The organism is Microbacterium petrolearium (assembly GCF_054782875.1).
This window is the reverse complement of record NZ_BAAGRQ010000001.1, coordinates 333,552-359,308: the sequence shown is the minus strand read 5'-3', so window position 1 is coordinate 359,308 and position 25,757 is coordinate 333,552. Positions and strand designations below refer to the sequence as shown.

General features: G+C 72.7%; 27 protein-coding genes, 2 tRNA genes and 1 other RNA gene. 14 read left to right on the top strand and 16 right to left on the bottom strand.

Features of this window, described 5'->3' with window-relative positions:
- The first annotated feature begins 13 nt into the window (after nucleotides 1-13).
- The 4 genes from ACYVJ0_RS01755 to ACYVJ0_RS01740 all read left to right on the top strand — a co-directional run bounded on the left by ACYVJ0_RS01755 (nucleotide 14) and on the right by ACYVJ0_RS01740 (nucleotide 3,069).
- Entirely contained in the window at nucleotides 14-598 is a 585-nt protein-coding gene (locus ACYVJ0_RS01755; protein WP_460815582.1) for a PIN domain-containing protein, read from the top strand.
- 243 nt (nucleotides 599-841) lie between these two features.
- Nucleotides 842-1,351 carry a metallophosphoesterase family protein gene (locus ACYVJ0_RS01750; RefSeq protein ID WP_460815581.1) on the top strand — a complete coding sequence of 170 codons (510 nt, stop codon included), beginning with the start codon at nucleotides 842-844 and terminating at the stop codon, nucleotides 1,349-1,351.
- Between the two features lie 93 nt (nucleotides 1,352-1,444).
- Complete coding sequence (locus ACYVJ0_RS01745) at nucleotides 1,445-2,356, top strand: NAD-dependent epimerase/dehydratase family protein (RefSeq protein ID WP_460815579.1); 912 nt, start codon at nucleotides 1,445-1,447, stop codon at nucleotides 2,354-2,356.
- Complete coding sequence (locus ACYVJ0_RS01740) at nucleotides 2,356-3,069, top strand: hypothetical protein (RefSeq protein ID WP_460815577.1); 714 nt, start codon at nucleotides 2,356-2,358, stop codon at nucleotides 3,067-3,069. The genes ACYVJ0_RS01745 and ACYVJ0_RS01740 overlap by 1 nt, the downstream gene beginning before the upstream one ends.
- A gap of 28 nt (nucleotides 3,070-3,097) precedes the next feature.
- Here ACYVJ0_RS01740 and ACYVJ0_RS01735 read toward each other — a convergent pair whose 3' ends face one another.
- On the bottom strand, nucleotides 3,098-3,628 hold the full coding sequence (locus ACYVJ0_RS01735; RefSeq protein ID WP_460815575.1) for a septum formation family protein: 531 nt from the start codon (nucleotides 3,626-3,628) through the stop codon (nucleotides 3,098-3,100).
- A gap of 81 nt (nucleotides 3,629-3,709) precedes the next feature.
- Nucleotides 3,710-4,276 carry a peptide deformylase gene (gene def, locus ACYVJ0_RS01730; RefSeq protein WP_460815574.1) on the bottom strand — a complete coding sequence of 189 codons (567 nt, stop codon included), beginning with the start codon at nucleotides 4,274-4,276 and terminating at the stop codon, nucleotides 3,710-3,712.
- Between the two features lie 87 nt (nucleotides 4,277-4,363).
- On the opposite strand from def, the gene ACYVJ0_RS01725 reads away from it, so the two are divergent.
- From ACYVJ0_RS01725 to ACYVJ0_RS01715, 3 genes are all read left to right on the top strand, one after another.
- Nucleotides 4,364-5,479, top strand: coding sequence for a DMT family transporter (locus ACYVJ0_RS01725; protein ID WP_460815630.1), 1,116 nt, complete (start codon nucleotides 4,364-4,366; stop codon nucleotides 5,477-5,479).
- Nucleotides 5,480-5,492: 13 nt separating this feature from the next.
- Nucleotides 5,493-5,567: transfer RNA gene (locus ACYVJ0_RS01720), tRNA-Ile, on the top strand.
- A gap of 109 nt (nucleotides 5,568-5,676) precedes the next feature.
- Nucleotides 5,677-6,075, top strand: a complete 399-nt coding sequence (locus tag ACYVJ0_RS01715) for an ACT domain-containing protein (protein WP_460815573.1) — start codon at nucleotides 5,677-5,679, stop codon at nucleotides 6,073-6,075.
- An 18-nt stretch (nucleotides 6,076-6,093) separates the two neighbouring features.
- Here the strand turns inward: ACYVJ0_RS01715 and ACYVJ0_RS01710 are convergent, their stop codons facing one another.
- The gene (locus ACYVJ0_RS01710) at nucleotides 6,094-6,906 is read right to left on the bottom strand and encodes an SDR family oxidoreductase (RefSeq protein WP_460815571.1); all 813 of its coding nucleotides are present in this window, start codon (nucleotides 6,904-6,906) and stop codon (nucleotides 6,094-6,096) included.
- 210 nt (nucleotides 6,907-7,116) lie between these two features.
- Between ACYVJ0_RS01710 and ACYVJ0_RS01705 the strand changes: the two genes are divergently transcribed.
- Nucleotides 7,117-7,620: a DUF3145 domain-containing protein gene (locus tag ACYVJ0_RS01705; protein ID WP_449854207.1), complete on the top strand. Its 504-nt coding sequence runs from the start codon at nucleotides 7,117-7,119 to the stop codon at nucleotides 7,618-7,620.
- Between the two features lie 203 nt (nucleotides 7,621-7,823).
- On the opposite strand, the gene ACYVJ0_RS01700 is transcribed toward ACYVJ0_RS01705, so the two are convergent.
- From ACYVJ0_RS01700 to ACYVJ0_RS01670, 7 genes are all read right to left on the bottom strand, one after another.
- A complete protein-coding gene (locus ACYVJ0_RS01700) occupies nucleotides 7,824-9,062 on the bottom strand; it encodes a beta-ketoacyl-[acyl-carrier-protein] synthase family protein (RefSeq protein WP_449854206.1) in 1,239 nt (412 codons plus the stop codon).
- Between the two features lie 64 nt (nucleotides 9,063-9,126).
- Nucleotides 9,127-9,372 (bottom strand): acyl carrier protein, encoded by a 246-nt coding sequence (locus ACYVJ0_RS01695; RefSeq protein WP_449854975.1) that lies wholly within the window; start codon nucleotides 9,370-9,372, stop codon nucleotides 9,127-9,129.
- A gap of 80 nt (nucleotides 9,373-9,452) precedes the next feature.
- On the bottom strand, nucleotides 9,453-10,451 hold the full coding sequence (locus tag ACYVJ0_RS01690) for a beta-ketoacyl-ACP synthase III (protein ID WP_460815569.1): 999 nt from the start codon (nucleotides 10,449-10,451) through the stop codon (nucleotides 9,453-9,455).
- 14 nt (nucleotides 10,452-10,465) lie between these two features.
- On the bottom strand, nucleotides 10,466-11,377 hold the full coding sequence (locus ACYVJ0_RS01685) for an ACP S-malonyltransferase (RefSeq protein WP_460815568.1): 912 nt from the start codon (nucleotides 11,375-11,377) through the stop codon (nucleotides 10,466-10,468).
- Nucleotides 11,378-11,480: 103 nt separating this feature from the next.
- The gene (locus ACYVJ0_RS01680; RefSeq protein WP_449854972.1) at nucleotides 11,481-12,704 is read right to left on the bottom strand and encodes a PucR family transcriptional regulator; all 1,224 of its coding nucleotides are present in this window, start codon (nucleotides 12,702-12,704) and stop codon (nucleotides 11,481-11,483) included.
- Entirely contained in the window at nucleotides 12,697-15,426 is a 2,730-nt protein-coding gene (gene aceE / locus ACYVJ0_RS01675) for a pyruvate dehydrogenase (acetyl-transferring), homodimeric type (RefSeq protein WP_460815566.1), read from the bottom strand. The genes ACYVJ0_RS01680 and aceE overlap by 8 nt, the downstream gene beginning before the upstream one ends.
- Before the next feature lie 174 nt (nucleotides 15,427-15,600).
- Nucleotides 15,601-15,673: transfer RNA gene (locus ACYVJ0_RS01670), tRNA-Val, on the bottom strand.
- A gap of 73 nt (nucleotides 15,674-15,746) precedes the next feature.
- On the opposite strand from ACYVJ0_RS01670, the gene ACYVJ0_RS01665 reads away from it, so the two are divergent.
- The 3 genes from ACYVJ0_RS01665 to ACYVJ0_RS01655 are packed head-to-tail and all read left to right on the top strand — an operon-like array spanning nucleotide 15,747 to nucleotide 18,713.
- Nucleotides 15,747-16,520 carry a zinc ribbon domain-containing protein gene (locus ACYVJ0_RS01665; protein ID WP_460815564.1) on the top strand — a complete coding sequence of 258 codons (774 nt, stop codon included), beginning with the start codon at nucleotides 15,747-15,749 and terminating at the stop codon, nucleotides 16,518-16,520.
- A complete protein-coding gene (locus ACYVJ0_RS01660) occupies nucleotides 16,517-16,996 on the top strand; it encodes a reverse transcriptase-like protein (protein WP_460815563.1) in 480 nt (159 codons plus the stop codon). Before ACYVJ0_RS01665 ends, ACYVJ0_RS01660 begins: the two co-directional genes overlap by 4 nt.
- Nucleotides 16,980-18,713, top strand: coding sequence for a bifunctional 3'-5' exonuclease/DNA polymerase (locus ACYVJ0_RS01655; protein ID WP_460815561.1), 1,734 nt, complete (start codon nucleotides 16,980-16,982; stop codon nucleotides 18,711-18,713). The genes ACYVJ0_RS01660 and ACYVJ0_RS01655 overlap by 17 nt, the downstream gene beginning before the upstream one ends.
- Before the next feature lie 5 nt (nucleotides 18,714-18,718).
- Here ACYVJ0_RS01655 and rnpB read toward each other — a convergent pair.
- From rnpB to ACYVJ0_RS01625, 6 genes are all read right to left on the bottom strand, one after another.
- Nucleotides 18,719-19,075, bottom strand: an RNA gene (gene rnpB, locus ACYVJ0_RS01650) — RNase P RNA component class A.
- A 14-nt stretch (nucleotides 19,076-19,089) separates the two neighbouring features.
- Complete coding sequence (gene ppgK / locus ACYVJ0_RS01645; RefSeq protein ID WP_460815560.1) at nucleotides 19,090-19,884, bottom strand: polyphosphate--glucose phosphotransferase; 795 nt, start codon at nucleotides 19,882-19,884, stop codon at nucleotides 19,090-19,092.
- Nucleotides 19,885-19,978: 94 nt separating this feature from the next.
- The gene (locus ACYVJ0_RS01640) at nucleotides 19,979-20,353 is read right to left on the bottom strand and encodes an RNA polymerase-binding protein RbpA (RefSeq protein ID WP_460815558.1); all 375 of its coding nucleotides are present in this window, start codon (nucleotides 20,351-20,353) and stop codon (nucleotides 19,979-19,981) included.
- Nucleotides 20,354-20,478: 125 nt separating this feature from the next.
- A complete protein-coding gene (locus ACYVJ0_RS01635; protein WP_460815556.1) occupies nucleotides 20,479-21,237 on the bottom strand; it encodes a glycerophosphodiester phosphodiesterase family protein in 759 nt (252 codons plus the stop codon).
- Nucleotides 21,234-22,340: an SPFH domain-containing protein gene (locus ACYVJ0_RS01630; RefSeq protein WP_449854964.1), complete on the bottom strand. Its 1,107-nt coding sequence runs from the start codon at nucleotides 22,338-22,340 to the stop codon at nucleotides 21,234-21,236. Before ACYVJ0_RS01630 ends, ACYVJ0_RS01635 begins: the two co-directional genes overlap by 4 nt.
- A gap of 29 nt (nucleotides 22,341-22,369) precedes the next feature.
- Nucleotides 22,370-22,837 carry an NfeD family protein gene (locus ACYVJ0_RS01625; RefSeq protein ID WP_460815554.1) on the bottom strand — a complete coding sequence of 156 codons (468 nt, stop codon included), beginning with the start codon at nucleotides 22,835-22,837 and terminating at the stop codon, nucleotides 22,370-22,372.
- A 205-nt stretch (nucleotides 22,838-23,042) separates the two neighbouring features.
- Here ACYVJ0_RS01625 and ACYVJ0_RS01620 point away from each other — a divergent pair, with 205 nt between their 5' ends.
- The 3 genes from ACYVJ0_RS01620 to ACYVJ0_RS01610 are packed head-to-tail and all read left to right on the top strand — an operon-like array spanning nucleotide 23,043 to nucleotide 25,746.
- Complete coding sequence (locus ACYVJ0_RS01620; RefSeq protein WP_460815552.1) at nucleotides 23,043-23,807, top strand: SDR family oxidoreductase; 765 nt, start codon at nucleotides 23,043-23,045, stop codon at nucleotides 23,805-23,807.
- Nucleotides 23,808-23,866: 59 nt separating this feature from the next.
- Entirely contained in the window at nucleotides 23,867-25,075 is a 1,209-nt protein-coding gene (locus ACYVJ0_RS01615; protein WP_460815550.1) for a sensor histidine kinase, read from the top strand.
- Nucleotides 25,072-25,746, top strand: a complete 675-nt coding sequence (locus ACYVJ0_RS01610) for a response regulator (protein ID WP_460815548.1) — start codon at nucleotides 25,072-25,074, stop codon at nucleotides 25,744-25,746. The genes ACYVJ0_RS01615 and ACYVJ0_RS01610 overlap by 4 nt, the downstream gene beginning before the upstream one ends.
- The last annotated feature ends 11 nt before the right edge of the window (nucleotides 25,747-25,757 follow it).

Genomic DNA, 25,757 nt, shown 5'->3' with positions numbered 1-25,757 from the left:
GATGGTGTCGCGAGTGGTCTACTGCACGGCGAAGGTGAACGATCCCGACGACCCACCTCAGACACAGAGGCAGCAGCACTACCTGAACGCTCTGGAACGCAGTGGATCGGTGAATGTCATCGAGCTCGGCTACTTCAACTCGTGGGCGAAGGAGTCGGTGATGACGGTCGAAGCAGCAGGCGCGCGGAACCCGACCGTGCACCGCGACCCGGGTGCGCACGAGTCGTGGAGCAGCGGTCTGCGGGTGCGGCGACGGCGGACGGACGGCACGCTGCTGGCGACGGTACGCAAGCGGGAGGAGAAGGGATCGGATCTGAATGTGGCGGCTCACCTCCTGAATGACGTACTGACCGGCGTCGTGCAGGGGGCCGTCGTCATCTCCAACGACTCGGACCTGGCGCTTCCGCTTCGCATCGCGCGTGAGCACGTCCCTGTCGGCCTGTTGAATCCGAGTCGCAATCACCTTGCGGGTGCTCTCGCGGGCGACGCATCCGACGGGGTCGGTGGTCACTGGTGGGCGCGGATCAGCAAGCACGACCTGACGGCATCTCAGTTGCCGAACCCCGTGGCTGGCGTCTCCAACCCGTCGGGGTGGTGACCGCGGAAGGTAGGCGGTGCTAGCATGGAGGCACCAACCCGTCCTCCGTCGTGAGGGCGGGTCTTTTTTGTGCTCCGCGACCGGGCCCCGCCGCAAGGGGCCCGGCCGCGAAGCAGAACGGTCGCACGCGAGCTCGGCTTCCGCCTGCCGCGGCCGCTGGGAGATCCCCCCTCACCAGATCCCTGGGCGAGACACCGCCGGGATCCGGCTGACGTCGGTCCCGCCGCGCGGGAGGATGGGGGCATGGCGACGCGGCTGCTGCTGATCTCCGACACCCACGTGCCGTTGCGCGCGCGGGTGCTGCCCGATGCGGTGTGGCGGGCGATCGACGCGGCGGATGTCGTCATCCACGCGGGGGACTGGGTGGACGTGGCCACGCTCGACGCGATCGAGGCGCGGGCGGCGCGGCTGATCGCCGTGCACGGCAACAACGACGGAGCCGAGCTGCGTGCGCGGCTGCCGGAGGTCGCGCGCGCCGAGATCGAGGGGCTGCGGATCGCCGTGGTGCACGAGACCGGTGCCGCGAGCGGGCGGGAGCGGCGGGCGGACGCGACCTTCGCCGACGATCCGCCCGACGTGCTCGTGTTCGGGCACAGCCACATCCCGTGGGACAGCGTCACGCCGCGCGGGATGCGCCTGCTCAACCCCGGATCGCCGACGGATCGGCGGCGGCAGCCGGTGTGCACGATGATGACGGCCGTCGTCGACCGCGGATCGCTGGTGAGCGTCGATCTCGTGCCCGTGCCGCGCTGACGTCCTAGTCGTGCCGCCCGCGGCTGGCAAGCCCGTCGCCGTGGTCCTCGGGATCGCCGAGTATCGTGACAGGCCACGCGAAGGAGGCAGGGGATGAAGGTCGCCATCGTCGGAGCGAGCGGCAACGTCGGCACCGCGCTCCTTCATGCACTGCAAGCCGAGGAGCGCGTCGACGAGATCGTCGGGATCGCGCGCCGCGTGCCCGACACCGCGAGCGTGCCGTATCGCGCCGCGCGCTGGGAGCGCGTCGACATCGCCGTGCCCGCGGCCGACGCCGCGGGGGAGGAGCGGGCGGTCACGCGCCTGGCCGAGGTGCTCGCGGGCGCCGACGTGGTCGTGCACCTGGCCTGGCTCATCCAGCCCAACCGCAACCGCGACCTGCTGCGCCGCACCAACGTCGACGGCACGCGCCGCGTCGTCGAGGCGATGCTGCGCGCCGGTGTGCCGCGGCTGGTCTGCGCATCGTCCGTGGGCGCGTACTCGGGGGTGCGCGACGATGAACCGCGGGACGAGTCGTGGGCGGCCGCCGGCATCCGCAGCTCGCACTACTCCGCCGACAAGGCCGACCAGGAGCGCGTGCTCGACGAGGCCGAGGCCCGAGGGCTCGCCGTGGCGCGCGTGCGTCCCGCTCTCGTGTTCGACGCCGACGCGGGCGCGCAGATCACGCGCCTGTTCATCGGGGCGCTCCTGCCGCCGCGGCTGCTGCGTCCGGGTACGCTGCCCGTCGTGCCGCTGCCGGCGGGCCTGCGCATGCAGGTCGTGCACGGCGAGGACGTGGCCGACGCCTACCGTCGGATCATCGTGAGCGGCGTCGTGGGGGCGTTCAACGTCGCGACCGATCCGGTGCTCGACGCCGGCGCGATCGCACGGATCGTGGGCCGCGGTCGGCACGTGCCGATCCCGCCGGCGGTGGTGCGGCCGCTGCTGCACGCGGCCTGGCGCGCGCACGCCGTGGCCGCCGATCCCGGGTGGCTCGACATGGCGATGCGATGCGCGTGCCCGTGATGGACACCACGCGTGCCCGCGAGGAGCTGGGCTGGTCGCCGCGTCACGGCGCCGAGGAGACGCTGCGGGAGGTGCTCGAGGCGATCGCTACCGGGCGCGGCACGCCGAGCGCCCCGATGCGCGCCCGGCGCCGCTGGCCGCACGACCAGCTGCCGCCCGGCGACGTGCCGGCGGATCGCTCCGACGCGGCGACGACCGTCGGCGACGGGCACCGCGTGCCCGCCGGGATCGATCGGGAGATCCTCGGCCTGTATCTGTCCGACCACCTCACGGGAGCGACCGCCGGTGTCGCGCGCGTCCGCCGCATGGCGAAGGCCTTCGCGGGCACCGAGCTGGGCCCGGACCTGGCGCGGATCGCCGAGGAGATCGCCGCCGAGCGGGCCTTCCTGCGCGATCTGATCCCCTCGCTGGAGCTGCAGCGGCGGCCCTACCGACAGGCGGTGGCCTGGCTCGCCGAGCGGATCGGTCGGCTGAAGACGAACGGCCGCCCCTCCGGCTCGCCCATGACCCCGGTGCTCGAGCTCGAGCTCATGCGCAGCGCCGTGATCGGCAAGCTCGGCGGCTGGGAGACGCTCGCGGCGCTCGCGCCGGATCTGGGATTGCCCGCCGAGACGTTCCGCGACCTCGCCGAGCGCGCCCGCGCGCAGGCGGACGTGCTGGGCGAGCTGCACGCGCGGGTCGCGCCCGAGGCGTTCCGGCGCGACGCGCGCTGAGCGCGGCGCTCGCCCGCCGCCGTGCGAATCAGCGGGCGGCGCCCTCGAGCGAGCCCTCGACGGGGACGATGGTCATGCCGGCGTCGTCCGAGGCCTCGTAGACGATGCACTGCACCCCGCGGTCGCCCTGGGCCCACGAGGCCTCGAGCGGCGTGAACGCGGTGTACCAGAGCGTCGCCGACTCCTCGAAGGCGATGCCGGTGAAGGCCTCGAACTCGGGGTGGCAGCCCTCGTCGGCCGCGGTGCCGATGGCCTCCGTGCCGGGCCACTCGTCGCCGAGGTCGACTTCGAACTCGTGGTAGACCTCGTACTCGTGCGGCTCCGCGCACGGCACGGCCTCGACATCGAACACCTCCTGGCCGTCGGGCTCGAGAAGGCAGTCGCCGACCGAGATCTCGAACACCGACTCGGTGCCGCCCTCGGTGACCTCCTGCGTCTCGTCGTCGCGCGTCGCGCCGCCGACCGGAAGCGAGAGACCGGCGCATCCGCCCAGCGACGAGGCGACGAGCGCCGCGGTGCCGGCGGCGAGGGCGAAGCGGGTGAGGGACGCGCGGGACATGGGGTTCTCCGTTCGAGGGATGCTTGTGGCCCCCACGCTAGGGCTGGAGCGCCGTGCGTGCCACGGGGAGGACTGCCCGCCTCAGCCCTCCAGGTCGTCGACCCCCGGTGTCCAGCTGACCCCCGGGCGGCCCCAGCCGCGCTTCTTCGAGATCTTCTGCGCCGTCTTCCAGTCGCCGTCCGAGACGCGATCGATGTAGATGATCCCGTCGAGATGATCGAACTCGTGCTGCAGGATGCGCGCGCGCCAGCCGTCGACCTCCAGCCGCACCGGCCGGCCGTCGAGGTCGCTGGCCGTGACGACGACGCGATCCGAGCGGCGCAGCGGGAACCGCTCGCCGGGGAACGACAGGCAGCCCTCCGACTCGGTGTCCTCGTCCGGCTGCCCAGGCTCGGTCGGCACCATCCACAGCTCGGGGTTGATCGCGACGCCGCGCCACGGCCGTCCCTGGTCGTCCTCATGCGAGTAGACGAACAGCCGCAGCGGCACGCCGACCTGCGGGGCCGCGAGGCCGACGCCGGGGGCGGCATCCATCGTCTCGTACATGTCGGCGACGAGGGTGCGGATCTCGTCCGTGACCTCGTCGACGGGGGCGGCGGGGGCGTGCAGCACGGGATCGCCCCAGATGCGGATGGGAAGGATGGCCATCCCCCCAGCCTAATTCGGCGGTCCGCGGCTTCCGGAGCGGCCGTCTCACCGGTGAGACGGGCGCCGTGGCCTAGGCTCGGAGGCGTGATGTGGGGGATGGCCTCGGGTGTGGACGACGTCGGCGAGCAGCTCGTCGGGGCCTTCCAGAACCCCGGCCTGCTCCTGGGCATCCCCCTCGCTCTCGCCGGAGCGGTGTTCATGTCGCTCGGCGCGCAGTTCCAGAGCCGCGGCGTGCGCAAGGTCGAGACGCTCTCGGGCGCGACGGGGGAGACCGGGCTCGGCGGTGCGCACCTGCTGAGCCTGCTGCGGCGCCCGTCGTGGCTCATCGGCACGGTGCTGCTGGGGGTGGCGATCCTCTGCCAGCTCAGCGCGCTCGCGATCGCGCCGCTGATCGTCGTGCAGCCGCTCGGCGCCGTCTCGCTCGTCATCACGACGCTGCTGAACGCGCAGGCCACCGGCCACCTGCCCACGAGACGGTCGCTGACGGCCATCGGGCTGTGCATCGGCGGCATCCTCGTCTTCGTGATCGTCGCCGCGCTGTTCGCGACCGAGCACCCGCTCACGGAGTACCAGCTGCTCATCGTGCTCGCGATCCTGCTCGTCACGGTGATCCTGCTCGGTGGCGCCTGGGCGATCCTGCGCCGGCGTCTGAACGCGCTCTTCTACATCACGGCGGCCGGCGTGCTGTACGGCTTCGTCGCGACGCTCGCGAAGGTCGTCATCATGCGCATCCAGGCGGGCGACTTCGAGTGGATCACGATCGTCTGCCTCGTCGCGCTGCTGGCGGCGGGCGCGGTCGGCGCGTACTTCGTGCAGACCGCCTACTCGTCGGGACCGCCCGACCTCGTGATCGCCGGCCTCACGGTCATCGATCCGATCGTCGCCGTGCTCATCGGCGCGCTCGTGCTGGGGGAGGCGACCAATGCGCCCGTCTGGGCGCTCGTCATCTTCGTGATCGCCGGCGCGGTCGCCTCGGTCGGGGTGTTCCTGCTTGCGCGGCACCACCCGCAGGTCATCAGCGAGAGCCAGCAGCTCGACATCCGCCGGGGCGGCGGTCCGGCGCGTTCCGGTGAGGACCGGGATCGCGGGGAGCGCGCCGCGGAGTCGACCCCGCTGGACGAGCTGCGCGCGCTGCGCGACCCGGATGACCTGCTCGACCGCCGCGGGCGGCCGGACGGCGGCTCGGATCCCGCGCCGCGGTAGGCTCGATGCGCACGGGGCGGTAGCCAAGATGGTCAAGGCAGCGAGCTCATAACTCGACGATCCGCGGGTTCGAGTCCCGCCCGCCCCACCGGGTTCCGCGCGGAATCGCCCCGCGCGGGTGCGCGTAATGTGGGTGACGCGCGACTGTCGCGGCTCCGCGGGGGAGTCTTCCGCGCCGTTCCCGAAGCGAGTCGCCCATGACGCCTCCCTCGATCACCCTGCGAGAGCTGCCCGGCGAGTATGTCGTCGCCCGTCTTCCCGCGCGGGGGGATTCCTCGCGCGCGCTGGACGAGGTGCTGGCGACGGGGGCGTTCGTCTCCGTCACCCGCACGCCGCAGGAGCTGTCGATCGTCTGTCTCGCCGGATCTGCGCCTGAGGGGGCCGAGATCGACGGCCCGTGGATCGCCCTGTACGCGGCCGGGCCGATCCCGTTCGGGATGACGGGCGTGGTCACCTCGCTGGTGTCGCCGCTGTCGGCCGCGGGCTGCCCGGTGTTCGTCGTCTCGACGTACGACGGGGATGTCCTCATGGTGCCGAGCGACGCGGCCGACCGCGCGCGCGACGCCCTTCAGGACGCCGGGCACATCCTCGCGTAGCGCCCGGTAGCGGCGCGCTCAGACGCCGCGCCAGTCGTCGCTCTCGAGGCTCGCCCCGGCCATCGGACCCATCTGCAGCATGCCGCCGTCGACCGGCCAGCTCGCCCCGGTGACGTAGGACGCGGAGGGGGAGCAGAGGAAGGCGATCACGGCCGCGATCTCCTCGGGCACGCCCGGGCGCGGGATCGGGATGCCGGGGCGCCGCGTCTCGGACGCCTCGGCGGGGTCGATGCCCGTCATCGGCGTGGCGACGAGGCCGGGTGCCACGGCGTTGACGGTGATGCCGTGCTCGGCCAGCTCGATCGCCATGGTCTTCAGCAGCCCGCCGAGCCCGTGCTTGGCCGCGTCGTACGCGGTCGATCCGATCTTGGGCTGGTGCTCGTGCACGCTCGTGACGCCCACGATCCGGCCGCCGCGGCCGGCGGACACCATCCGTCGCGCGGCGCGCTGCATCACGACGAACGCCCCCTCGAGATCGGTGACCACCACGCGCCGCCAGCTGTCGAGGTCCAGGTCGAGGAACGGCACGCTGTCGCCCGTGCCCGCGCTGTTGACGAAGACGTCGACGCCCCCGAGGTCTTCGGCCAGCGCGTCGATCACGTCGCCGCAGGCCGGGATGTCGGTGACGTCGAGGTGCGCGACGACGGCGCGTCGCCCCTCGGCTTCGACGAGGCGGGCGGTCTCGCGGGCGCCCTCCTCGTCGCTGTGCCACGTCACACCCACGTCGAGGCCGGCTCGGGCCAGCGCGACGGCGGTGGCGCGGCCCATGCCGGAATCGGAGGCGGTCACGATGGCGGTGTGCGGGCGGAAATCTCGCGTATCGGTGCTCATGCGGGCATTCCACCCGCACCGCCGCAGACCCGAAAGCGCCTTGACAACGGCAGCGACGGGGCGCCGCCCGGGCAGCCGCGCAACCGCACGGAATGACACGCTTGTGATTACCGCGGGCGTGGGCGATAATCGAGGCGCAACCGAACAGTTCTGTCAGCCGGATCGCCGGTCAGGTCGTAGGGGAAGACGTACCTGACGAACGGAGAGATCATGGCGACACCACAGGCGCGCGGGGTGGTCTACATCCACTCGGCGCCGAAAGCGCTGTGTCCGCACCTGGAATGGGCGGTCGGGCGGTCCCTCGGCCGCGCCGTCGCCTTCGACTGGGCGGACCAGCCGATGATGCCCGGCGCCCGCCGCGCCGAGTTCTACTGGGAGGGGCCGGCGGGCACCGGCGCCGCCCTCGCGACCGCCATCCGCGGCTGGGAGCACCTGCGGTTCGAGGTCTCGGAGGACCCGACGCCGCGAAGCGACGGCGGCCGCTGGATGCACACGCCCGACCTCGGCATCCACTACGCGCAGATGGACACGGCCGGGAACGTCGTCATCCCCGAGGACCGCATCCGCTACGCGATGGAGGTCGCCGCGGGCGACGCGTTCGAGCTGCAGCGCGAGCTGTCGATCGCGCTCGGCGCGGCGTGGGACGAGGAGCTCGAGCCGTTCCGCCACGCCAGCGACGAGGCGCCGGTGGTGTGGCTGCACAAGGTCGGCTGACGCCCCGCGCACACAGACTTGCGGCCGCCCGGTGAAGGATCCCGGGCGGCCGCAGTACGTTCGCTTGCTGTGGTCGCTTCATCTCCGCGGCTTCGCCGCTGACGTTCAGCAACCGGTCAACTCGAACCGATCACAGTGCGAGCGCGGAGCGCGAGCGTGCGGCCGCGAGTGCGGCCGCCCCGCAGCGCGAAGCGCGCGCAGATTCAGTCATAAGACGCGAAGGCGGCGACGGCGTTGTGGCCGCCGAAGCCGAACGAGTTGCTGATCGCCAGCTGCGGGCCCTCGCTCAGCGGCTGCGGCTGCGACGAGGCGCGCACGGGGATCTCCGGGTCCTGGTTCACGAGGTTGATGGTCGGGGGAGCGATGCGCTCCTTGACCGCCAGCACCGAGAACACCGACTCGATCGCGCCCGTGCCGCCCAGCAGGTGGCCCGTGGAGGCCTTCGTGGCCGAGATCGGGATCTCGTTCACGCGGTCGCCGAACACCGACTTCAGGGCGGCGTACTCGGCGACATCGCCCACCGGCGTGGACGTGGCGTGCGCATTGATGTGCGTGACGTCGTCCGGGGTCGCGCCGGCCTGTTCGAGCGCGAGCTTGACGGCGCGCGCGGCGCCCTGACCCGAGGGGTCGTTGGCCGTGATGTGGTACGAGTCGGCGGTGGTGCCGGCGCCGGCCAGGCGCGCGTAGATCTTCGCGCCGCGGGCCAGGGCGTGCTCCTCGGTCTCGAGGATGAGCACGGCGGCGCCCTCGCCCATGACGAAGCCGTCGCGGTCCGAGGTGAAGGGGCGCGACGCGGTCTCCGGCGAGTCGTTGCGGCGCGAGAGCGCCTGCATCGACGCGAACGAGGCGACGGTGATCGGGTGGATGGCCGACTCGGTGCCGCCCGCGATGACGATGTCGGCCAGGCCGAGCTGCATGTGCTCGTAAGCGCTCGCGATCGACTCGACGCTCGAGGCGCATGCCGACGCCACCGTGCGGGCGAAGGCGCGGGCGTTGAAGTGCAGCGACAGATTGCCGGCCGCCGCGTTCGGCATGAGCATGGGCACCGTCATCGGCATGACGCGGCGCGGGCCCTTCTCGCGCAGGGTGTCCCAGGCGTCCAGCAGCGTCCAGACGCCGCCGATGCCGGTGGCGAAGTCGACGCCGAGGCGCTCGGGCGCGACCTCGGGCGCGCCCGCGTCCTCCCAGGCCTCCATGGCCGCCACCATTGCGAACTGCGACGCGGGGTCGAGTCGCTTCGCGACGGGGCGCGCGAGCACCTCCTCGGGCCGCACGATGGCCTCAGCGGCGAAGGTGACGGGGAGCTGGTACTCCTCGACCCAGTCGTGCTCCAGCGGGCGGGCGCCGGAGGCGCCGGCGAGCAGGTTCTGCCAGTTCTCGGGAGCCGTGCCGCCGATGGCCGACGTGGCGCCGATTCCGGTCACGACGATGCGCTTGGTCATGGTGTGGTTCCTCGATCCGGGACTGTCGCGGCGCCACGCCCGAGCGGGCGTGGCGCCGGCGGAGTCACTGGTTGTTGGTGATGAACGAGACGGCGTCCTGCACCGTCTTGAGGTTCTTGACCTCGTCATCGGGGATCGTGACGCCGAACTTCTCCTCGGCGTTCACCACGATGGTCATCATGGAGATGGAGTCGATGTCGAGGTCGTCGGTGAACGACTTCTCGAGCGACACCTCCGAGGCGTCGATGCCGGTCTCGTCGGTGATCAGCTCGGCCAGGCCGGCGAGGACCTCGTCGTTGGTGAGTGCCATGGTGTCTCCTCAGGCGGGTTGTGGTTGGGGAATGGGGATCTGAAGAACCGACGCTCAGTCTATGAGCGTGCGCGGCGGGTTCAGGGGAGCACGACCACCTGTGCCGCGAACACGAGTCCCGCCCCGAAGCCGATCTGCAGCGCCAGGCCGCCGCTCAGCTCCGGCCGCTCCTGCAGCAGGCGGTGCGCGGCGAGCGGGATCGACGCGGCCGACGTGTTGCCGGTGGTCGTGATGTCGTTCGCGATCGCCACGGTGTCGGGCAGGCCGAGCTGCTTGGCGAACTCGTCGACGATGCGCATGTTGGCCTGGTGGGGGATGAAGGCCGCGAGCTCCTCGGGCTTCACGCCCGCGTTCTCGAGCGTCTCCTTGGCGACCTTGGCCATCTCCCACACGGCCCAGCGGAACACGCTCGGGCCCTCCTGGCGCAGCGTGGGCCAGGCGGCCTCGCCGTCGCGGAACTGCGTGAGGGTGGCGTTCATGCCCACCAGGTCGGCCTTGGAGCCGTCCGAGCCCCAGCTCGTCGCCGACACGCCGGGGGTGTCGCTCGGGCCGAGCAGCGCCGCGCCCGCGCCGTCGCCCAGCAGGAACGAGATGGACCGATCGGTGGGGTCGATGACGTCGCTGAGCTTCTCGGCGCCGATGACCACGGCATAGCGGGCCCCCCCGGCGCGGATGAGCGCGTCGGCCTGCGCGATGGCGTAGCAGTAGCCGGCGCATGCCGCGTTCATGTCGTAGGCGGCGGCGGGCGTGGCGCCGATGCGGTCGGCGACGACCGCCGCGATCGACGGCGTCTGCTGCACGTTGCTGATCGTCGCGACGATCACGAGGTCGATCTCGGCCGGGTCGACGCCGGACTTCTCGACGGCCTCCTGGGCCGCGGCGGCGGCGAGCTCGAGGGCGCCGGTCTCGCGGTTCGCCCGCGCGCGCGTGACGACGCCGGTGCGCTGGCGGATCCACTCGTCGCTCGAGTTGATCGGCTCGATGATGTCCGCGTTCGGGACGGCGTTCTCGCCGCGCGCGGCGCCCATCGCGTAGATGCGCGAGTGGGCGGCGCCGGCGGATTCCTTCAGAGTGGGCATTCGGGTCTTTCCGTTCAGGCGGCCGCGAGGAGCTCGCGCGCGGCCTCGAGGTCTTCGGGAGTCTTCACGGCCACGGACGGCACGCCCTTGAGACCGCGCTTGGCGAGGCCCACGAGGGCGCCGGCCGGCGCGAGCTCGATGATGCCGGTCACGCCGCGGTCGGCGAACGACGCCATGCACAGGTCCCAGCGCACGGGGCTGGAGACCTGGTGGACGACGAGCTCGAGCGCTCGCGAGCCCGCGTCCACCGGCTCACCGTCGCTGTTGCTCCACAGCAGCAGCTGCGGATCGGCCGGGTCGATCGTGTCGACCGCGTCCTGGAGGGCGTCCTTCGCGGGCGCCATGTAGCGCGTGTGGAAGGCGCCGGCCACCTGCAGGGGGATGACGCGCGCGCCGCGCGGGGCGCTCTCGGCCAGCGCGGCGAGAGCGTCCCTCGCGCCCGCGGCCACGATCTGGCCGCCGCCGTTGTAGTTGGCGGCCTCGAGGCCGCGCTCGGCGATGGCCTGCAGCACCTGCTCCTCGACGCCGCCCACGACGGCGCTCATGCCCGTCTCGGCGAGCGCGGCGGCCTCGGCCATGGCCCGGCCGCGGGCGCCGACGACGCGCATCGCGGCCTCGTCGGAGATCACGCCGGCGGCCGCCAGCGCGGCGAGCTCGCCGACCGAGTGGCCGGCCACGCCGGCGGGGCGCGCGCCCTCGGCGGTCAGCGCGGTCCACGACAGCAGGCTCGCGGCGACGATCAGCGGCTGCGCCACGCTCGTGTCGCGGATGCGATCGGCGTCCCATTCGGTGCCGGCCGGGAGCAGATCGACCTGCGCGGCGTCCGCGTAGGCCTGGAGGCGCTCACGCGCGCCCTCCAGCTCGAGCCAGGGGGAGAGGAAGCCGGGAGTCTGCGAGCCCTGTCCGGGGCATACGACGACGATCACTCTGCAAGTCTGCCAATCATCCGAGACGCTCCGGTGGAGGCGCTCTCACAAGAATCGCGAAAAGCGTTGTGCATGCCGCACATCCTCGCGCGGGCGGGCCGGCTCAGCGCGGGCGCCTCACGGCCGGGCGGCGCCGCGTGGCCTCGGTGCCCATCGAGCCGAGGATGAGGGCCGTCTGCAGGATCAGGGCCTCGCGCGGGCCCGTGGCGTCCCATCCGATGACGTCGCCCACCTTCTTGAGGCGGTACCGCACGGTGTTGGGGTGGACGAACAGCTCGCGGGCCGTCGCCTCGAGCGAGCGGCCGTTGTCGAGGTAGGCCCACAGCGTGGTCACGAGATCGGTGGAGTGATCGGCGAGGGGCTGGTAGATCCGCTCCACGAGCGTGCGCTTGGCCACGGGGTCGCCAGCGAGGGCGCGCTCCGGCAGGAGGTCGTCGGCCTCGACGGGGCGCGGGGCGCCGCGCCAGGCGCGCGCGACCGCGAAGCCCGCGAGGGCCGCGCGGGCGCTGCGGCTCGCGTCGACGAGGGCGGCGACCGTGGGGCCCAGCACGAGGTGGCCCTCGCCGAAGTGCGGCTCGAGGCCGCGGGCGATCTCGTCGAACGGCAGCTCGGGCTGCTCCGCCGCCCGCGGCGCCTGCGCGCGGCCGAGCACGAGCACGAGTCGGGAGCCCTGCACGCCGATGAGCACGTCGACGCCGAGCTTGCGGGCCGTGCGGCGCACCTGATCCACGTCGAAACCGCGGGGAGTGGTGCCCACGAGCACGCACGACTCGCCGTGGCCGTGCCAGCCGAGCGCCGCGATCCGGCTCGGCAGCTCCTCGTCGGCCTCACCGGTGAGGATCGAGTCGACGACGAGCGCCTCGAGGCGGGCATCCCACAGCCCGCGCGATTCCGCCGCGCGGGCGTAGACATCGGCGGCCGTGAATGCCACCTCGCGCGAGTAGAGCAGGATCGCCTCGCGCAGCTGCTCGCTCTTGCTCGCCACGCGCTCCTCGACCACCTCGACGGTGATCCGCACCAGCTGCAGCGTCTGCTGCAGGCTCACGCTGCGCAGCAGCTCGCGCGGCGCGGCGGCGAAGATGTCCGCGGCGATCGACGGCGTCGTGGTGGGGTCGTCGAACCACTGCACGAACGACGAGATGCCGGCCTGGGCGACGAGGCCCACCGCCGAGCGGCGCCCTGGCGGCATCTCCGTGAACCACGGCAGCGACTCCTCGAGCCGCCGCGTGGTGGCGGTGGCGAGGTCGCCGGAGATGCGCCGGAGCCAGGCGAGGGTGGCGGCCTTGTCGGGATCGACCGCCCCCTCGCCCGTGCGGGCCTCAGGCATCCCCGCCCGCGTTGCCGGACGTGCCGGCGCCGACCTCGTGCAGGCGGTACTTCTCGATCGCCTGGCCGACCACGGAGCGGTCGACCTTGCCCTGCTCGGCGAGCATCTGCAGCGCCTTGACGACCATCGACGGCCCGTCGATCTTGAAGAAGCGGCGGGCGGCGGGGCGCGTGTCGCTGAAGCCGAAGCCGTCGGCGCCCAGGGTGCCGTAGGGACCGGGCACCCAGGGGCGGATCTGGTCCTGGACGGCGTGCATGAAGTCGCTCGTCGCGACGAACGGCTGGCCCTCGGCGTGCTGCAGCTTCTCGGTGAGGTACGCCGTGCGCGGGTCCTCGTCCGGGTGCAGGAAGTTGTGCTCGTCGGCGGCCAGGCCGTCGCGGCGCAGCTCGGTCCAGCTCGTCACCGACCACACGTCGGCCACGACACCCCAGTCGCTCTTCAGCAGCTCCTGGGCCTCGAGGGCCCACGGCACGCCCACGCCCGAGGCGAGCAGCTGCACGCGGTGCCCGTCGCCGGAACCCTCGGCCACGCGGTGGATGCCCTTGACGATGCCCTCGACGTCGACACCCTCGGGCTCGGCCGGCTGCACCATCGGCTCGTTGTACACCGTGAGGTAGTACATGACATCCGGGTCGGGGTGCTGGCCGCCGTACATCCGCTCGATGCCGGACTGCACGATGTGCGAGATCTCGTACCCGTACGCCGGGTCGTAGCTGAGCACCGCGGGGTTGGTCGAGGCGAGCAGGTGCGAGTGCCCGTCCATGTGCTGCGTGCCCTCGCCCGCGAGCGTGGTGCGGCCCGCGGTCGCGCCGATGATGAAGCCGCGCGTCAGCTGGTCGCCGGCGGCCCAGAACGCGTCGCCCGTGCGCTGGAAGCCGAACATCGAGTAGAAGATGTAGACCGGCAGCAGCGGCTCGCCGTGCGTCGAGTACGAGGTGCCCGCGGCGGTGAACGCCGCCGTGGCGCCGGCCTCGTTGATGCCGACGTGCATGATCTGGCCCTGCGGGCTCTCCTTGTAGGCCAGGAGCAGCTCGCGGTCGACCGAGGTGTAGTTCTGGCCGTGCGGGTTGTAGATCTTCGCGGTCGGGAAGTACGAGTCCATGCCGAACGTGCGCGCCTCGTCGGGGATGATCGGCACGATCCGGTTGCCGAAGCCCTTGACCTTCATGAGGTCCTTGAGCATGCGCACGAACGCCATGGTCGTGGCGACCTGCTGCGTGCCCGAGCCCTTCTTCGGCAGCGCGTAGTCCTTGTCCTGCGGCAGCTCGAGGCCGACGTGCGTCGTGCGGCGCTCGGGCAGGAAGCCGCCGAGGTCCTTGCGGCGCTCCAGCATGTACTGGATCGTCTCGTCCTCCAGGCCCGGGTGGTAGTAGGGCGGGTGGTAGGGGTTCTCCTCGAGCTGCGCGTCGGTGACGGGGATGTCCATCGTGTCGCGGAACAGCTTGAGGTCGTCGAGCGTCATCTTCTTCATCTGGTGGGTCGCGTTGCGGCCCTCGAAGTGCGGCCCGAGGCCGTAGCCCTTGACGGTGTGGGCGAGGATGACGGTGGGCTGGCCCTTGTGCTCCATGGCCGCCTTGTACGCCGCGTACACCTTGCGGTAGTCGTGGCCGCCGCGCTGCAGGTTCCAGATCTGCTCGTCGGTGTAGTCCTTCACGAGCTCGAGGGCGCGCGGGTCGCGGCCGAAGAAGTTCTCGCGGATGTACGCGCCCGACTCGGCCTTGTAGGTCTGGAAGTCGCCGTCGGGCGTCGTGTTCATGAGGTTGAGCAGCGCGCCCTCGACGTCGCGGGCGAGCAGGTCGTCCCAGCCGCGGCCCCAGATGAGCTTGATGACGTTCCAGCCGGCGCCGCGGAAGAAGCTCTCGAGCTCCTGGATGATCTTGCCGTTGCCGCGCACGGGGCCGTCGAGGCGCTGCAGGTTGCAGTTGATCACGAACGTGAGGTTGTCGAGGCCCTCGTTCGCCGCCACCTGCAGCTGGCCGCGCGACTCGACCTCGTCCATCTCGCCGTCGCCGAGGAAGGCCCACACGTGCGAGTCCGCGACGTCCTTGATGCCGCGGTTGGCGAGGTACTTGTTCGTCATCGCCTGGTAGATCGCGTTGATCGGGCCGAGGCCCATCGACACCGTCGGGTACTGCCAGAAGTCCGGCATCATGCGCGGGTGCGGGTAGGAGGGGATGCCGACGGGCGCGGCCGACTTCTCCTGGCGGAAGCCGTCGAGCTGCTGTTCGGTGAGGCGGCCCTCGAGGAAGGCGCGCGCGTACATGCCGGGGGAGGCGTGGCCCTGGTAGAAGATCTGGTCGCCGCCGTTGCCGGCGTCCTGCCCGCGGAAGAAGTGGTTGTGGCCGACCTCGTAGAGCGACGCCGCCGACGCGTACGTCGAGATGTGGCCGCCCACGCCGATGCCGGGGCGCTGCGCGCGGTGCACCGTGATGGCCGCGTTCCAGCGGATCCAGTGGCGGTAGCGGCGCTCCAGCTCCTCGTCGCCGGGGAAGTCGGGCTCGTCCTCGGCGGAGATCGTGTTGACGTAGTCCGTCGTCGGGACCATCGGCACGCCCAGGCGGCGCTCCTTCGAGCGCTTCAGCAGGCTCAGCATCACCTCGCGCGCGCGCTGCGGGCCCTTGGCCGCGAGGAGCTCGTCCAGCGACTGCTGCCATTCGCTGGTCTCCTCGGGATCGCTGTCCTGCGGCCCCTGCGAGTACGGATCCTGATCGTGAACAGCCACCGGATGACCTTTCGTCTTGCGGCAGTTCGTGCCGCGCGTGTTGCCGGCGCGCGCGGGGTCCCGATGGGGACGGCGCCGCACGCGTATCCTCGCCAGCCTAACGCCATCCGAGGGGCGCTCGGAGTGGACGCCGGGCACGTGCGAGTGGCGGGGAGCGGGCCTCCGCCGCCGCGGTGGGCCCTGCCGGGATCGAACCGACGACAACCTGGGTGTAAACCAGGTGCTCTACCAGCTGAGCTAAAGGCCCCTGCCTCGAGTCTATCCGGGCGGGTCGCGCCGCCCCACGCGCGGGCGTCGGGACCGCGCCGTAGGCTGGAGGGGTGAAGGCCTCTCCCGCGGATCAGCTCCTGCTTCTGGACCTCGCCGACATCGATCGGCGGATGACGGCGGCCGAGGCCGCCCGGACGAACCCGCCGCAGGCGGCGCGCGTGAAGGAGCTGATCGAGCACCGCAACGCGCTCGGCCGCGAGCTGGTGACGCGCACGAACGCCCGCGACGACGTCGCGGCCGAGCTGAAGCGCATCGAGGGCGACATCGACGTGGCGCGCAAGCGCCGCGAGCGCGACGAGCAGCGCCTCGGTCAGACGGCGATCGCGCGCGACGCGCTCGCGCTGCAGGAGGAGATCGCCGCCCTCGGCGCCCGCATCGACGCGCTCGAGACCAGCGAGCTGGAGCTCATGGAGCGCCGCGACGAGGCCGAGGCCGCGCTGGCCGAGCAGCAGGCGCTGCTCGACGCCACGACCGCCGAGGGCCGGCGCCTCAGCGAGGAGGCCAAGCAGGCGGTCACCGACGCGACGCGCGAGCTCACCGAGCTGCGCCGCGACCGCGAGGCGCTGGCGGGGCGGCTGCCCGCCGACCTGCTCGCGGCGTACGAGCGCCTGGCCGCGCGCGGCACGGGCGCCGCGCTGTTCACGCGCACGACCTGCGGCGGGTGCCGCATGACGCTCTCGCCCAGCGACATCTCGGCCGTCCGCTCCACGCCGCTCGACGAGGTGGCGTACTGCCCCGAGTGCGGCACGATCCTCGTGCGCACCAACGAGAGCGGGCTGAACGCCCCGGCCGAGGGCACCGACGGGAAGGTGCGGTTCGAATGACGCGCACGCTCATCGTCGAGGCCGACGGCGGCTCGCGCGGCAACCCGGGCGTTGCCGCGGGCGGCGCCGTCGTGATCGATCCGGCGTCGGGGGAGGTGCTGAGCGAGCTCGGCGTCTTCGTCGGGGTCGCCACGAACAACGTCGCCGAGTACAACGGCATGATCGCCGGCATCGCCGCCGCCGTCGAGCGCGATCCGGACGCGATCCACGTGCGCATGGACTCCAAGCTCGTCGTCGAGCAGATGACGGGCCGCTGGAAGATCAAGCACCCCGACATGCAGGTGCTCGCGCGCCGCGCGCGCGAGCTCATCGGATCGCGCTCCGTCACGTTCGAGTGGGTGCCGCGCAACGACAACAAGCTGGCCGATGCCGCGGCGAACGAGTCGATGGACAAGCGCCTGTCGTTCCGGCGCGACCTCGACGGCCACACGGCGGTGGCCGAGGCGGCCGCGGTCGACGGTGAGCGGCTCTTCTGACCCAGCCGACGCACCGGTCTCGCCGTGGTCGTCGGCGGACCGGATCGTGCTCGGCCGCACGCCGGGCGGCGCCGCCGTCGCGGTCGCGCTCGACGGCGCCCAGGAGGCGGGCCGCCGCCCGTTGAGCGACGCCGAGCTGCCCGCGTGGGTCGCCGCGCGCGAGGCCGAGGCACGGCGCACGGGACGGGGCATCCGCTGGATCTGGTCGAGCACGGCCGAGTGGTACCCGGCGCTGCTCGCCGCCGGCGTGCGCGTGGCGCGCTGCCACGACCTGCGGCTGTGTCGCGCGATCCTCGCCCTCGCGGTCCCCAGCGCGCCGGCGGCCGCACCCGCGTGGGACGCCGCGCCGGATGCCGAGGCGGCGGACGCCCTCTTCGCGCTGGACGACGCGGCGCCGCGGGCCACGGACCTCGCGCAGACGACCGCCGAGCACGAGCGGCAGGAGGCCGCGGTGGCCCGCGCCGCGGACCCGGGGCGCCTGCGGCTGCTGCTGGCGGCCGAGTCGGCCGGGTCGCTCGTCGCGGCCGAGTTGCGCGCGGCCGGTCTGCCCTGGGACGAGGCGCGGCACGACGAGCTGCTGCGGGCGCAGCTGGGGGAGCGGGTGGCGGGAGGGACGCCCTCGCGGATCGCGGAGGCCGCGGCGCGCGTGCGCGAGGCGCTGGGCGACCCGGCGGCCTCGCTCGACTCGCAGCCCAAGCTGCTGCGCGCCCTGCACCGGGCGGGGGTGCGGGTGGAGTCCACGAGCAAGTGGGAGCTCGCCGAGCACGACCACCCCGTCGTGGAGCCCCTGCTGGAGTACAAGCGCCTGATGCGGCTGTACACGGCCAACGGCTGGGCGTGGTTGGCCGAGTGGGTGCGCGACGGGCGGTTCCGGCCGGTGTACGTGCCCGGTGGGGTCGTCACGGGCCGGTGGGCGTCGTCCGGCGGCGGCGCGCTGCAGCTGCCGCGCGGGCTGCGCGAGGCCGTGCGCGCCGACGAGGGCTGTGTGCTCGTCGACGCCGACGTGGCGCAGCTGGAGCCGCGCGTGCTGGCCGCCATGTCGCGCGACGAGCGGATGGCGCAGGCGGCGGGCACCGATCTGTACGAGGGCATCGTGGCGAGTGGGGCGGTGGCCACGCGGGCGGAGGCGAAGATCGCGATGCTCGGTGCGCTGTACGGATCGACGACGGGCGACGCCGGGCGCCTCGTGCCCCGCCTGCGGCAGGCGTTCCCGCGAGCGATGGCGCTCGTGGATGCGGCCGCGCGCGAGGGGGAGCGGGGCGGGCAGGTCGCGACCTGGCTGGGTCGGGTCTCGCCGCCGCCGGGCGACGCGTGGCACGCCGCGCAGCGCGGCTCGTCCGCGGGCGCCGCCGAGGAGCAGCGCGCCCGGCGTCTCGCGGGCGACCACGGCCGGTTCACGCGCAACTTCGTCGTGCAGGGCACCGCGGCGGAGTGGGCACTGGCGTGGCTGGCGGATCTGCGCGCCCGGCTGGCCGCGATCCCGCCGGTCGCCGAGGATCGCGCGGCGCGCCGATCGGGCCCCGTGTTCGCCCGCCGCCCGCACCTGGCGTTCTTCCTGCACGACGAGGTCATCGTGCATGCGCCGGCCGAGCGGGCGGAGGACGCGGCGCGGGCGGTGCGCGAGGCGGCCGACGCGGCGGGGCGCCTGCTGTTCGGGTCGTTCCCGATCGCGTTCCCGCTCGACATCCGCGTCGGACGCAGCGCCGCCAAGGTCTGAGAGTGCGAATGGGCCGGCCTGTACGCCGGGTTCTGTTCCGGAGCCTGAGCTCCTTCGACGGCCATCTCTCTCGGCGACACGTTGCCGTGCCGCTCCAGCAACCTACCCGGGGACTCGGCGGGCCGCGTCAACATCCCCTGTTGGTCTTGCTCCGGGCGAGGTTTACCCAGCGAGCCGTGTCACCACGGCCCCTGGTGGTCTCTTACACCACCGTTTCACCCTTACCGGCCGAGGCCGGCGGTCTGCTCTCTGTTGCACTTTCTCGCGGATCGCTCCGGGTGGGTGTTACCCACCGCCCTGCCCTGTGGAGCCCGGACGTTCCTCGGCGCGCTTGCGCGCGACGCGGCCGTCCGGCCGACCCATTCGCCCGCCCAGTCTACGCGGAGGGGCTGCTGAGCTCCCTGAGGTACTCGTCGTCCGACTTCGCGAGGCTGGCGGCGCCGATGATGCCCGCGTTGTTGCGGTGCGTCGCCGTCTTGAACTCCGCGCGCGTGGTGATGAGGGGCATGAACTTCTCGGGGTTCTTCGACACCCCGCCGCCGACCAGGATCAGGTCGGGGGAGAAGAGGAACTCCACGTGGTCGTAGAACTTCTGCAGGCGCCCCGCCCACTTCTCCCACGACAGGCCGTCGCGCTCGCGCGCGGTGGCGGCGGCGTAGCGCTCGATCGACTCGCCCTTCCAGATGAGGTGACCCAGCTCGGTGTTCGGCACGAGCTTGCCCTCGAAGAGGAAGGCCGATCCGATGCCCGTCCCGAGAGTGGTGAGGATCGTCAGACCCGGCTGCCCCTTCGCGCCGCCGTAGCGGAGCTCCGCGAGGCCGGCCGCATCGGCGTCGTTGACGAAGTGGATGTCGCGGCCGAGGCCGTCCTCGAAGAACTTCTCGGCCTCGAAGCCGATCCAGTCCTTCGACACGTTCGCCGCCGAGAGCGTGCGGCCGCCCTTCACGATGGTGGGGAAGCAGATGCCCAGCGGCAGCGCGTCGGCCTCTTCGCCGAGGAGGTCGAGCAGAGCGTGCACCGTGGCGAGCACATCGGCGGGGTGGGCGCCGTCCGGGGTGTCGATCCTGACGCGATCGCTCAGCAGCTCGCCGGAGTCCAGATCAACGATGCCGGCCTTCATGCCGGTGCCCCCGACGTCGACGCCGACCGCACGATTCTCGCTTTTCGCCATGATCTTCAGATTACCGATGATGCGAGGCGCGAATGACCACGGAACGACCGAACGCCGGCCCCGAAGGACCGGCGTTCACGGGTGTGGGTCCCGCTCAGGCGCTCTTGGCGGACGAGTCCGTCTCGCCGCGGCGGGCGCGCACGTATGCGAGCCGCTCGGCGAGGATCTCCTCGAGCTCGGGGATCGAGCGGCGCTCGAGCAGCATGTCCCAGTGCGTGCGGGGTGCCTTGTCGCCGGAGTGGTCGACCTCGGCCTGCCCGGTGTCGGTCTGCAGCAGCGCCTCGCCGCCGCACGTGCGGCACTCCCACGTCGTGGGTGCCTCGGCGTCGGCCGCGAAGGTGAGCACGGTGTCACGCCCGCACTGGCTGCAGGTGTACGTGTGCTGCGCGCGCTCCATGAACACGACGCCCTCTTCGCTCTGCAGGCTCTGAGCGCCGAGTCGGATGCCACGAAGGCTGCGGTCTGCCATGGTGTGGTCCTTTCGTCAACTCCCCTGTATAACGCCTGCGCCTGTGCGGATCATCCGAACGGCGGGCGTCGCGCGGCTTCTCCCAGCCGATGCTCAGTGCCTGGCGGCGGCGCGCCGGGGGCGTGCTACGCCAGCGCCGCGAGCGCGTCGTCGGCGCGGTCGGTCACGATGCCGTCCACGCCCATCGCGACGAGCCGGCGCATGTCGGCGACGTCGTTCACGGTCCACACGTGCACCTCGCATCCGGCCTCGTGCGCGAGCGCGATGAAGCGCGACGTGACGACGCGGATCGGCCCCTGTCGCTCCGGCACCTGCAGCGCGTCGATGCCGTGCAGGGCCCGCAGGGCGAGGGGGCGCAGGCGCAGCGTGACGCCCAGCAGGAAGCGGACGATCGTGCCGCGCCCGGCCGAGGCGGCGGGGCGCTCGGGTGCAGCCGCCGCGAGCGCGGCGCGGCGGCGGGCGTCGGAGAAGCTCGTGAGCAGCACGCGATCCGGTGCGGTCGCGGCGATCCGCCCGGCCGGTGCCGCGGCGGCCGCGGCCTTCACATCCACGTTGAAGCGGACGTCCGGGAACGTGTCGAGGGCCTGTGCGAGCGTGACCGCGCCGCCGCGATCGGCGAGCAGGGCCTCGAACTCGGCCAGCGTCACGGCGTCGACGCGCCGCGGGTCGCCCGCGACCGACTCGAGCGTGTCGTCGTGGAAGAGCACCACCTCGCCGTCGGCCGTGAGGTGGCAGTCGGTCTCGATGTATGCGACCCCCGCCGCATGCGCCGCCGCGAACGCCGCGAGGGTGTTGGGCGCGATCTCCGGGGAGTCGCGCGGCACGAGGCCCTGGTGCGCGAGCACCCGGGGCCTCGTGCCGTGCGCAAAGTAGGGGTGCGTCACTCTGCCTGGTCGCCGGAGCGGCGCGCGGCCTCCGCGGCGTCGACCGTCGGGCGCGGCGGCAGCGACGAGGCGGACGATCCGCCCACCTGCGACGCCGATGCCTCGGCCTCGGACGAGACCTCCTCCGCGGCCTTCATCGCCTCCTGTGCGGCCTTGAGCGCGTCGCTGACGTCCGGATCGGACGTGCGCGAGGGGGCGGGGCGGGGCGGACGCGGGGCGCCGGGCACCGCACCGCCGGCGAAGCCGCCCGCGATGCCCTTGAGGGCCTCGGTCAGCTCGCTCGGGATGATCCAGAGCTTGCTGGCCTCGCCCTCGGCGATCTTCGGCAGCATCTGCAGGTACTGGTAGGCGAGCAGCTTGTCGTCCGGGGCGCCGGCGTGGATGGCGCTGAACACGGTCTGGATGGCCTCGGACTCGCCCTGGGCCCGCAGCACCTGCGCCTGCTTGTCACCCTCGGCCTTGAGGATCTCCGACTGACGGGATCCCTCGGCGACGAGGATCTGCGACTGCTTGTGACCCTCGGCGGTGAGGATCGCCGCGCGGCGGTCGCGCTCGGCGCGCATCTGCTTCTCCATGGCGTCCTGCAGCGAGGCGGGCGGATCGATCGCCTTCAGCTCGACGCGGTTCACCTTGATGCCCCAGCGGCCCGTGGCCTCGTCGAGCTCGGTCATGAGCTTGGCGTTGATGACGTCGCGGCTGACGAGCGCCTCCTCGAGGTTCAGCGAGCCGACCACGTTTCGCAGCGTGGTGATCGTGAGCTGCTCGACGGCGCCGAGGTAGTTGGCGATCTCGTACGTGGCCGCGCGCGGGTCGGTCACCGTGAAGTACACGACGGTGTCGACGGCGACCGTGAGGTTGTCCTCGGTGATCACGCCCTGCGGCGGGAACGAGACGACCTGCTCGCGCAGGTCGACGCGCAGGCGCGGCCGGTCGATGAACGGGACGATGAGGTGGGGGCCGCCGAACAGCGTGCGGTTGTACTTGCCGAGCCGTTCGATGATGACGGCGTCGCTCTGGCGGACGATGGTGATGGCGCGCAGGAGGGTGACGAGCGCGAACACGACGATCGCGATCACGAGCACCCAGAGGATGACGTTGTCCATGGGGGTTTCTCTCTCTCGGCCGGGTGGGATCAGTGCGTCGGCTGGGCGGCGGACGGGCGGTCGGCCACGTACACGAGCGCACCCTTGACGGACTGCACGTAGACCACGGCGCCCGCGGGGATCTCGATGGCCGAGGTCGTGCGGGCCGACCACGTCTGCCCGTCGGCGAGCTTCACGACGCCGGCGATGGGCGTGACGGGCTGCTGCACCGTGCCCGCCATGCCGAACAGGGCATCGACGTTGAACTTCATGGGGTCGTGCGGGCGGCGCAGCCGCCGCAGCAGGGGCGGCCGCAGGAACAGCAGCAGCGCGACGGCCGCGACCGCGGCGATGATGATCTGCAGCCAGATCGGTGCGCCCAGCAGCGAGGCGGTGAGCCCCACGGCGCCGCCGATCGCGATCATCAGGAACGTGAACTCGCCCGAGAGCATCTCGATGACGAGCACGATCGCGATCACCGCGAGCCAGCCGATCCAGGCGTAGTCGGCGATATCCATGTGTGTGCCCTCCCTGCGGCCACCCTATCGACTCCGGCGTGTCGCGGTGACGCGCCGCATGGGCAGAACTGCACATGACGATGGCGGACAACGAATCCGGCGATCCGTTGGGCGAAGGCTCCGGGTCCCGCCGGGGCGTCGTTGCTAGTCTCGGGACGGCCGGTCCGTTCCGTCCGGCTCCGTCGTCTCACGCAGGAGTTCACCCGTGTCGCAGCCCCTCGCCCCCGGATCCCTCGCCGGCAAGACCGCCATCGTCACCGGGTCTTCCCGTGGCATCGGCGCCGACACGATCCGGTACTTCGCCCAGGCGGGGGCGAACGTCGTCATCAACTTCCGCAACAAGGCACCCCGTGCCGAGAAGCTGGCCGCCGAGGTGCGCGAGCTCGGCGTGAAGGCGCTCGTGGTCGGCGCCGACCTCACGGACCCGACCTCGGTGGCCGCCATGTTCGACGCCGTGCGCGCGGAGTTCGGCGCGCTCGACATCCTCGTGCTCAATGCCTCGGGTGGCATGGAGTCGGGCATGGGGGAGGACTACGCGCTCCGCCTCAACCGCGACGCGCAGGTCGGCGCGCTCGAGGCGGCGCTGCCGCTCATGGGCGAGGGCGGGCGCGTCGTGTTCGTCACGAGCCACCAGGCCCACTTCATCCGCACGACGCCGACCATGCCCGAGTACGAGCAGGTCGCGCTGTCGAAGCGCGCGGGCGAGGACGCGCTGCGCGAGCGGATCCCCGCGCTCGAGGAGGCCGGCATCGGCTTCGTGGTGGTCTCGGGCGACATGATCGAGGGCACGATCACGGCGACGCTGCTGGAGCGCGCGAACCCGGGCGCGATCGCGTCGCGCCGCGAGGACGCCGGCAAGCTCTACAACGTCTCGGAGTTCGCCGCCGAGGTGGCCAAGGCGGCCGTCGCGCCCGTTCCCGAGCGGAACGAGCTCCTGCTCGGCGACACCTCGAGCTTCGTCGCGGAGTGACCACCCGGATCCCTCCGCGGAGGGATCCCCGCCGGAATCGTGCGTGACAGGATTGCCGGATGACCTCCCCGCAGTCCCTGTCGCGGCCGCGCACCGCTGAGGCGGCACCGCGCTGGACGCCGCGCTCGCGCCTGGTCTGGTACGCGTGCGTCGCGGCGGTGGCCGTGGTGCTCGTCTCGGTCGCGGCGCCCGTCGAGGCCACGTTCTACGCGGTGCCCGTGCCGTGGGCGCTGCTGCTGGCGGCGGTCCAGGGCGCCGCCCTCGTCGGGGCGGCGCGCTGGCCGGCGTGGTCGATCGCGGCCTTCGCCGGCTCGGGGCTCGCGCTGCGGCTGGCGCCGGCCCCGCCCGCGGCGCCCTGGCCGTGGGCGGTCACGGCGATCATCGCGTTCGCGCTGCTCGTCGGCATCGTCGCGACCGTGCACGGGTGGCGCCTGGGCACGGCCGCCTACGCCGTGCCGGCCGTCGCGGTGTCGGCGCCCGCCTTCTTCGACGACGCGCCGCAGACGCTCGCGAGCACGATCGTGGCGCTGTCGCTCGGGGCCGGCGGCCTGGCGGTGGGCTCGCTGCTCCACGAGCGCATCCGGGTCGCCGGACAGTTGGCCCGCGAGCGCGAGGTGAGCGCCACGGAGCACGAGCGTCGGCTCGTGGCCGAGGAGCGTCAGCGCATCGCGCGCGAGCTGCACGACGTCGTCGCGCACGGACTCTCGCTCATCCAGGTGCAGGCGACATCGGCGCGCTACCGGCTGCCGGGCCTGCCGGAGGCGGCCGCCGCCGAGTTCGACGATATCGCCCGCTCCGCGCGCACGTCACTGGGGGAGATGCGGCACCTGCTCGGCGCGCTGCGCGGCGAGGACGCGGCCGAGCTCGCGCCGCAGCCCACGCTCGACGACATCCCGGCGCTCGTCGCCGAGACCGAGCGGGCGGGCGCGGAGGTGCGCCTGCAGCTAAGCGTGGCCGATCCGGTCTCGCGCGGCACCGGCATCGCGGCGTACCGGATCGTGCAGGAGGCCATCAGCAACGCGGTGCGGCACGCGCCGGGCGCGGCCATCGACGTCGCCGTCTCGGGACACGACGGCGCCGTGCTCATCGAGGTGGCCAACGCGCGCGCGGACGGCGAGGCGGCCTCCCGCTCGGGCGACGGGCACGGTCTCGTCGGCATGCGCGAGCGCGCGGCGCTGCTCGGGGGCTCGCTGCACGCGGGCCCGACGGCGGCCGGCGGGTTCCGCGTGGCGGCCGCCCTTCCGATCACGCCGCAGGAGGCCTCGTGACCGACCGCATCACGGTGCTCGTCGCCGACGATCAGGCCATGGTGAGGGCCGGCTTCGCCGCGCTCCTCGACGCGCAGGACGGCATCCGCGTGATCGGGCAGGCAGGCGACGGCATCGAGGCCGAGCGCCTCGCGCGCGAGCTGCGCCCCGATGTGATCCTCATGGACGTGCGCATGCCCGAGCGCGACGGGATCGAGGCGACCAGGCGCATCCTGCAGCCGGCGCACCCGCTGCCGCACGTGCCGCGGATCCTCATGCTCACCACCTTCGACGTGGACGAGTACGTCTTCGACGCGCTGCGGGCCGGCGCCAGCGGCTTCCTGCTCAAGGACGCCCTGCCGGACGAGCTCGCGAACGCCGTGCGCGTCGTGGCGGCGGGCGAGGCGCTGCTCGCACCGAGCGTGACGCGCCGTTTCATCGAGCGCTTCGCCGCGCAGCCGGCCGCGCCCACGCGGTCCGCGCTGCGCCTGAACGGGCTCACCGAGCGCGAGCGCGAGGTGCTCGTGCTGATCGGGCGCGGGCTGTCGAACGGCGAGATCGCCGCCGAGCTCTACATCGGCGAGCAGACGGTCAAGACGCACGTGGGCAAGCTGCTGCAGAAGCTCGCGGCACGCGACCGCGTGCAGCTCGTGATCACCGCGTACGACGCGGGCCTCGTGCAGCCCGGCTGACGGCCTCACCC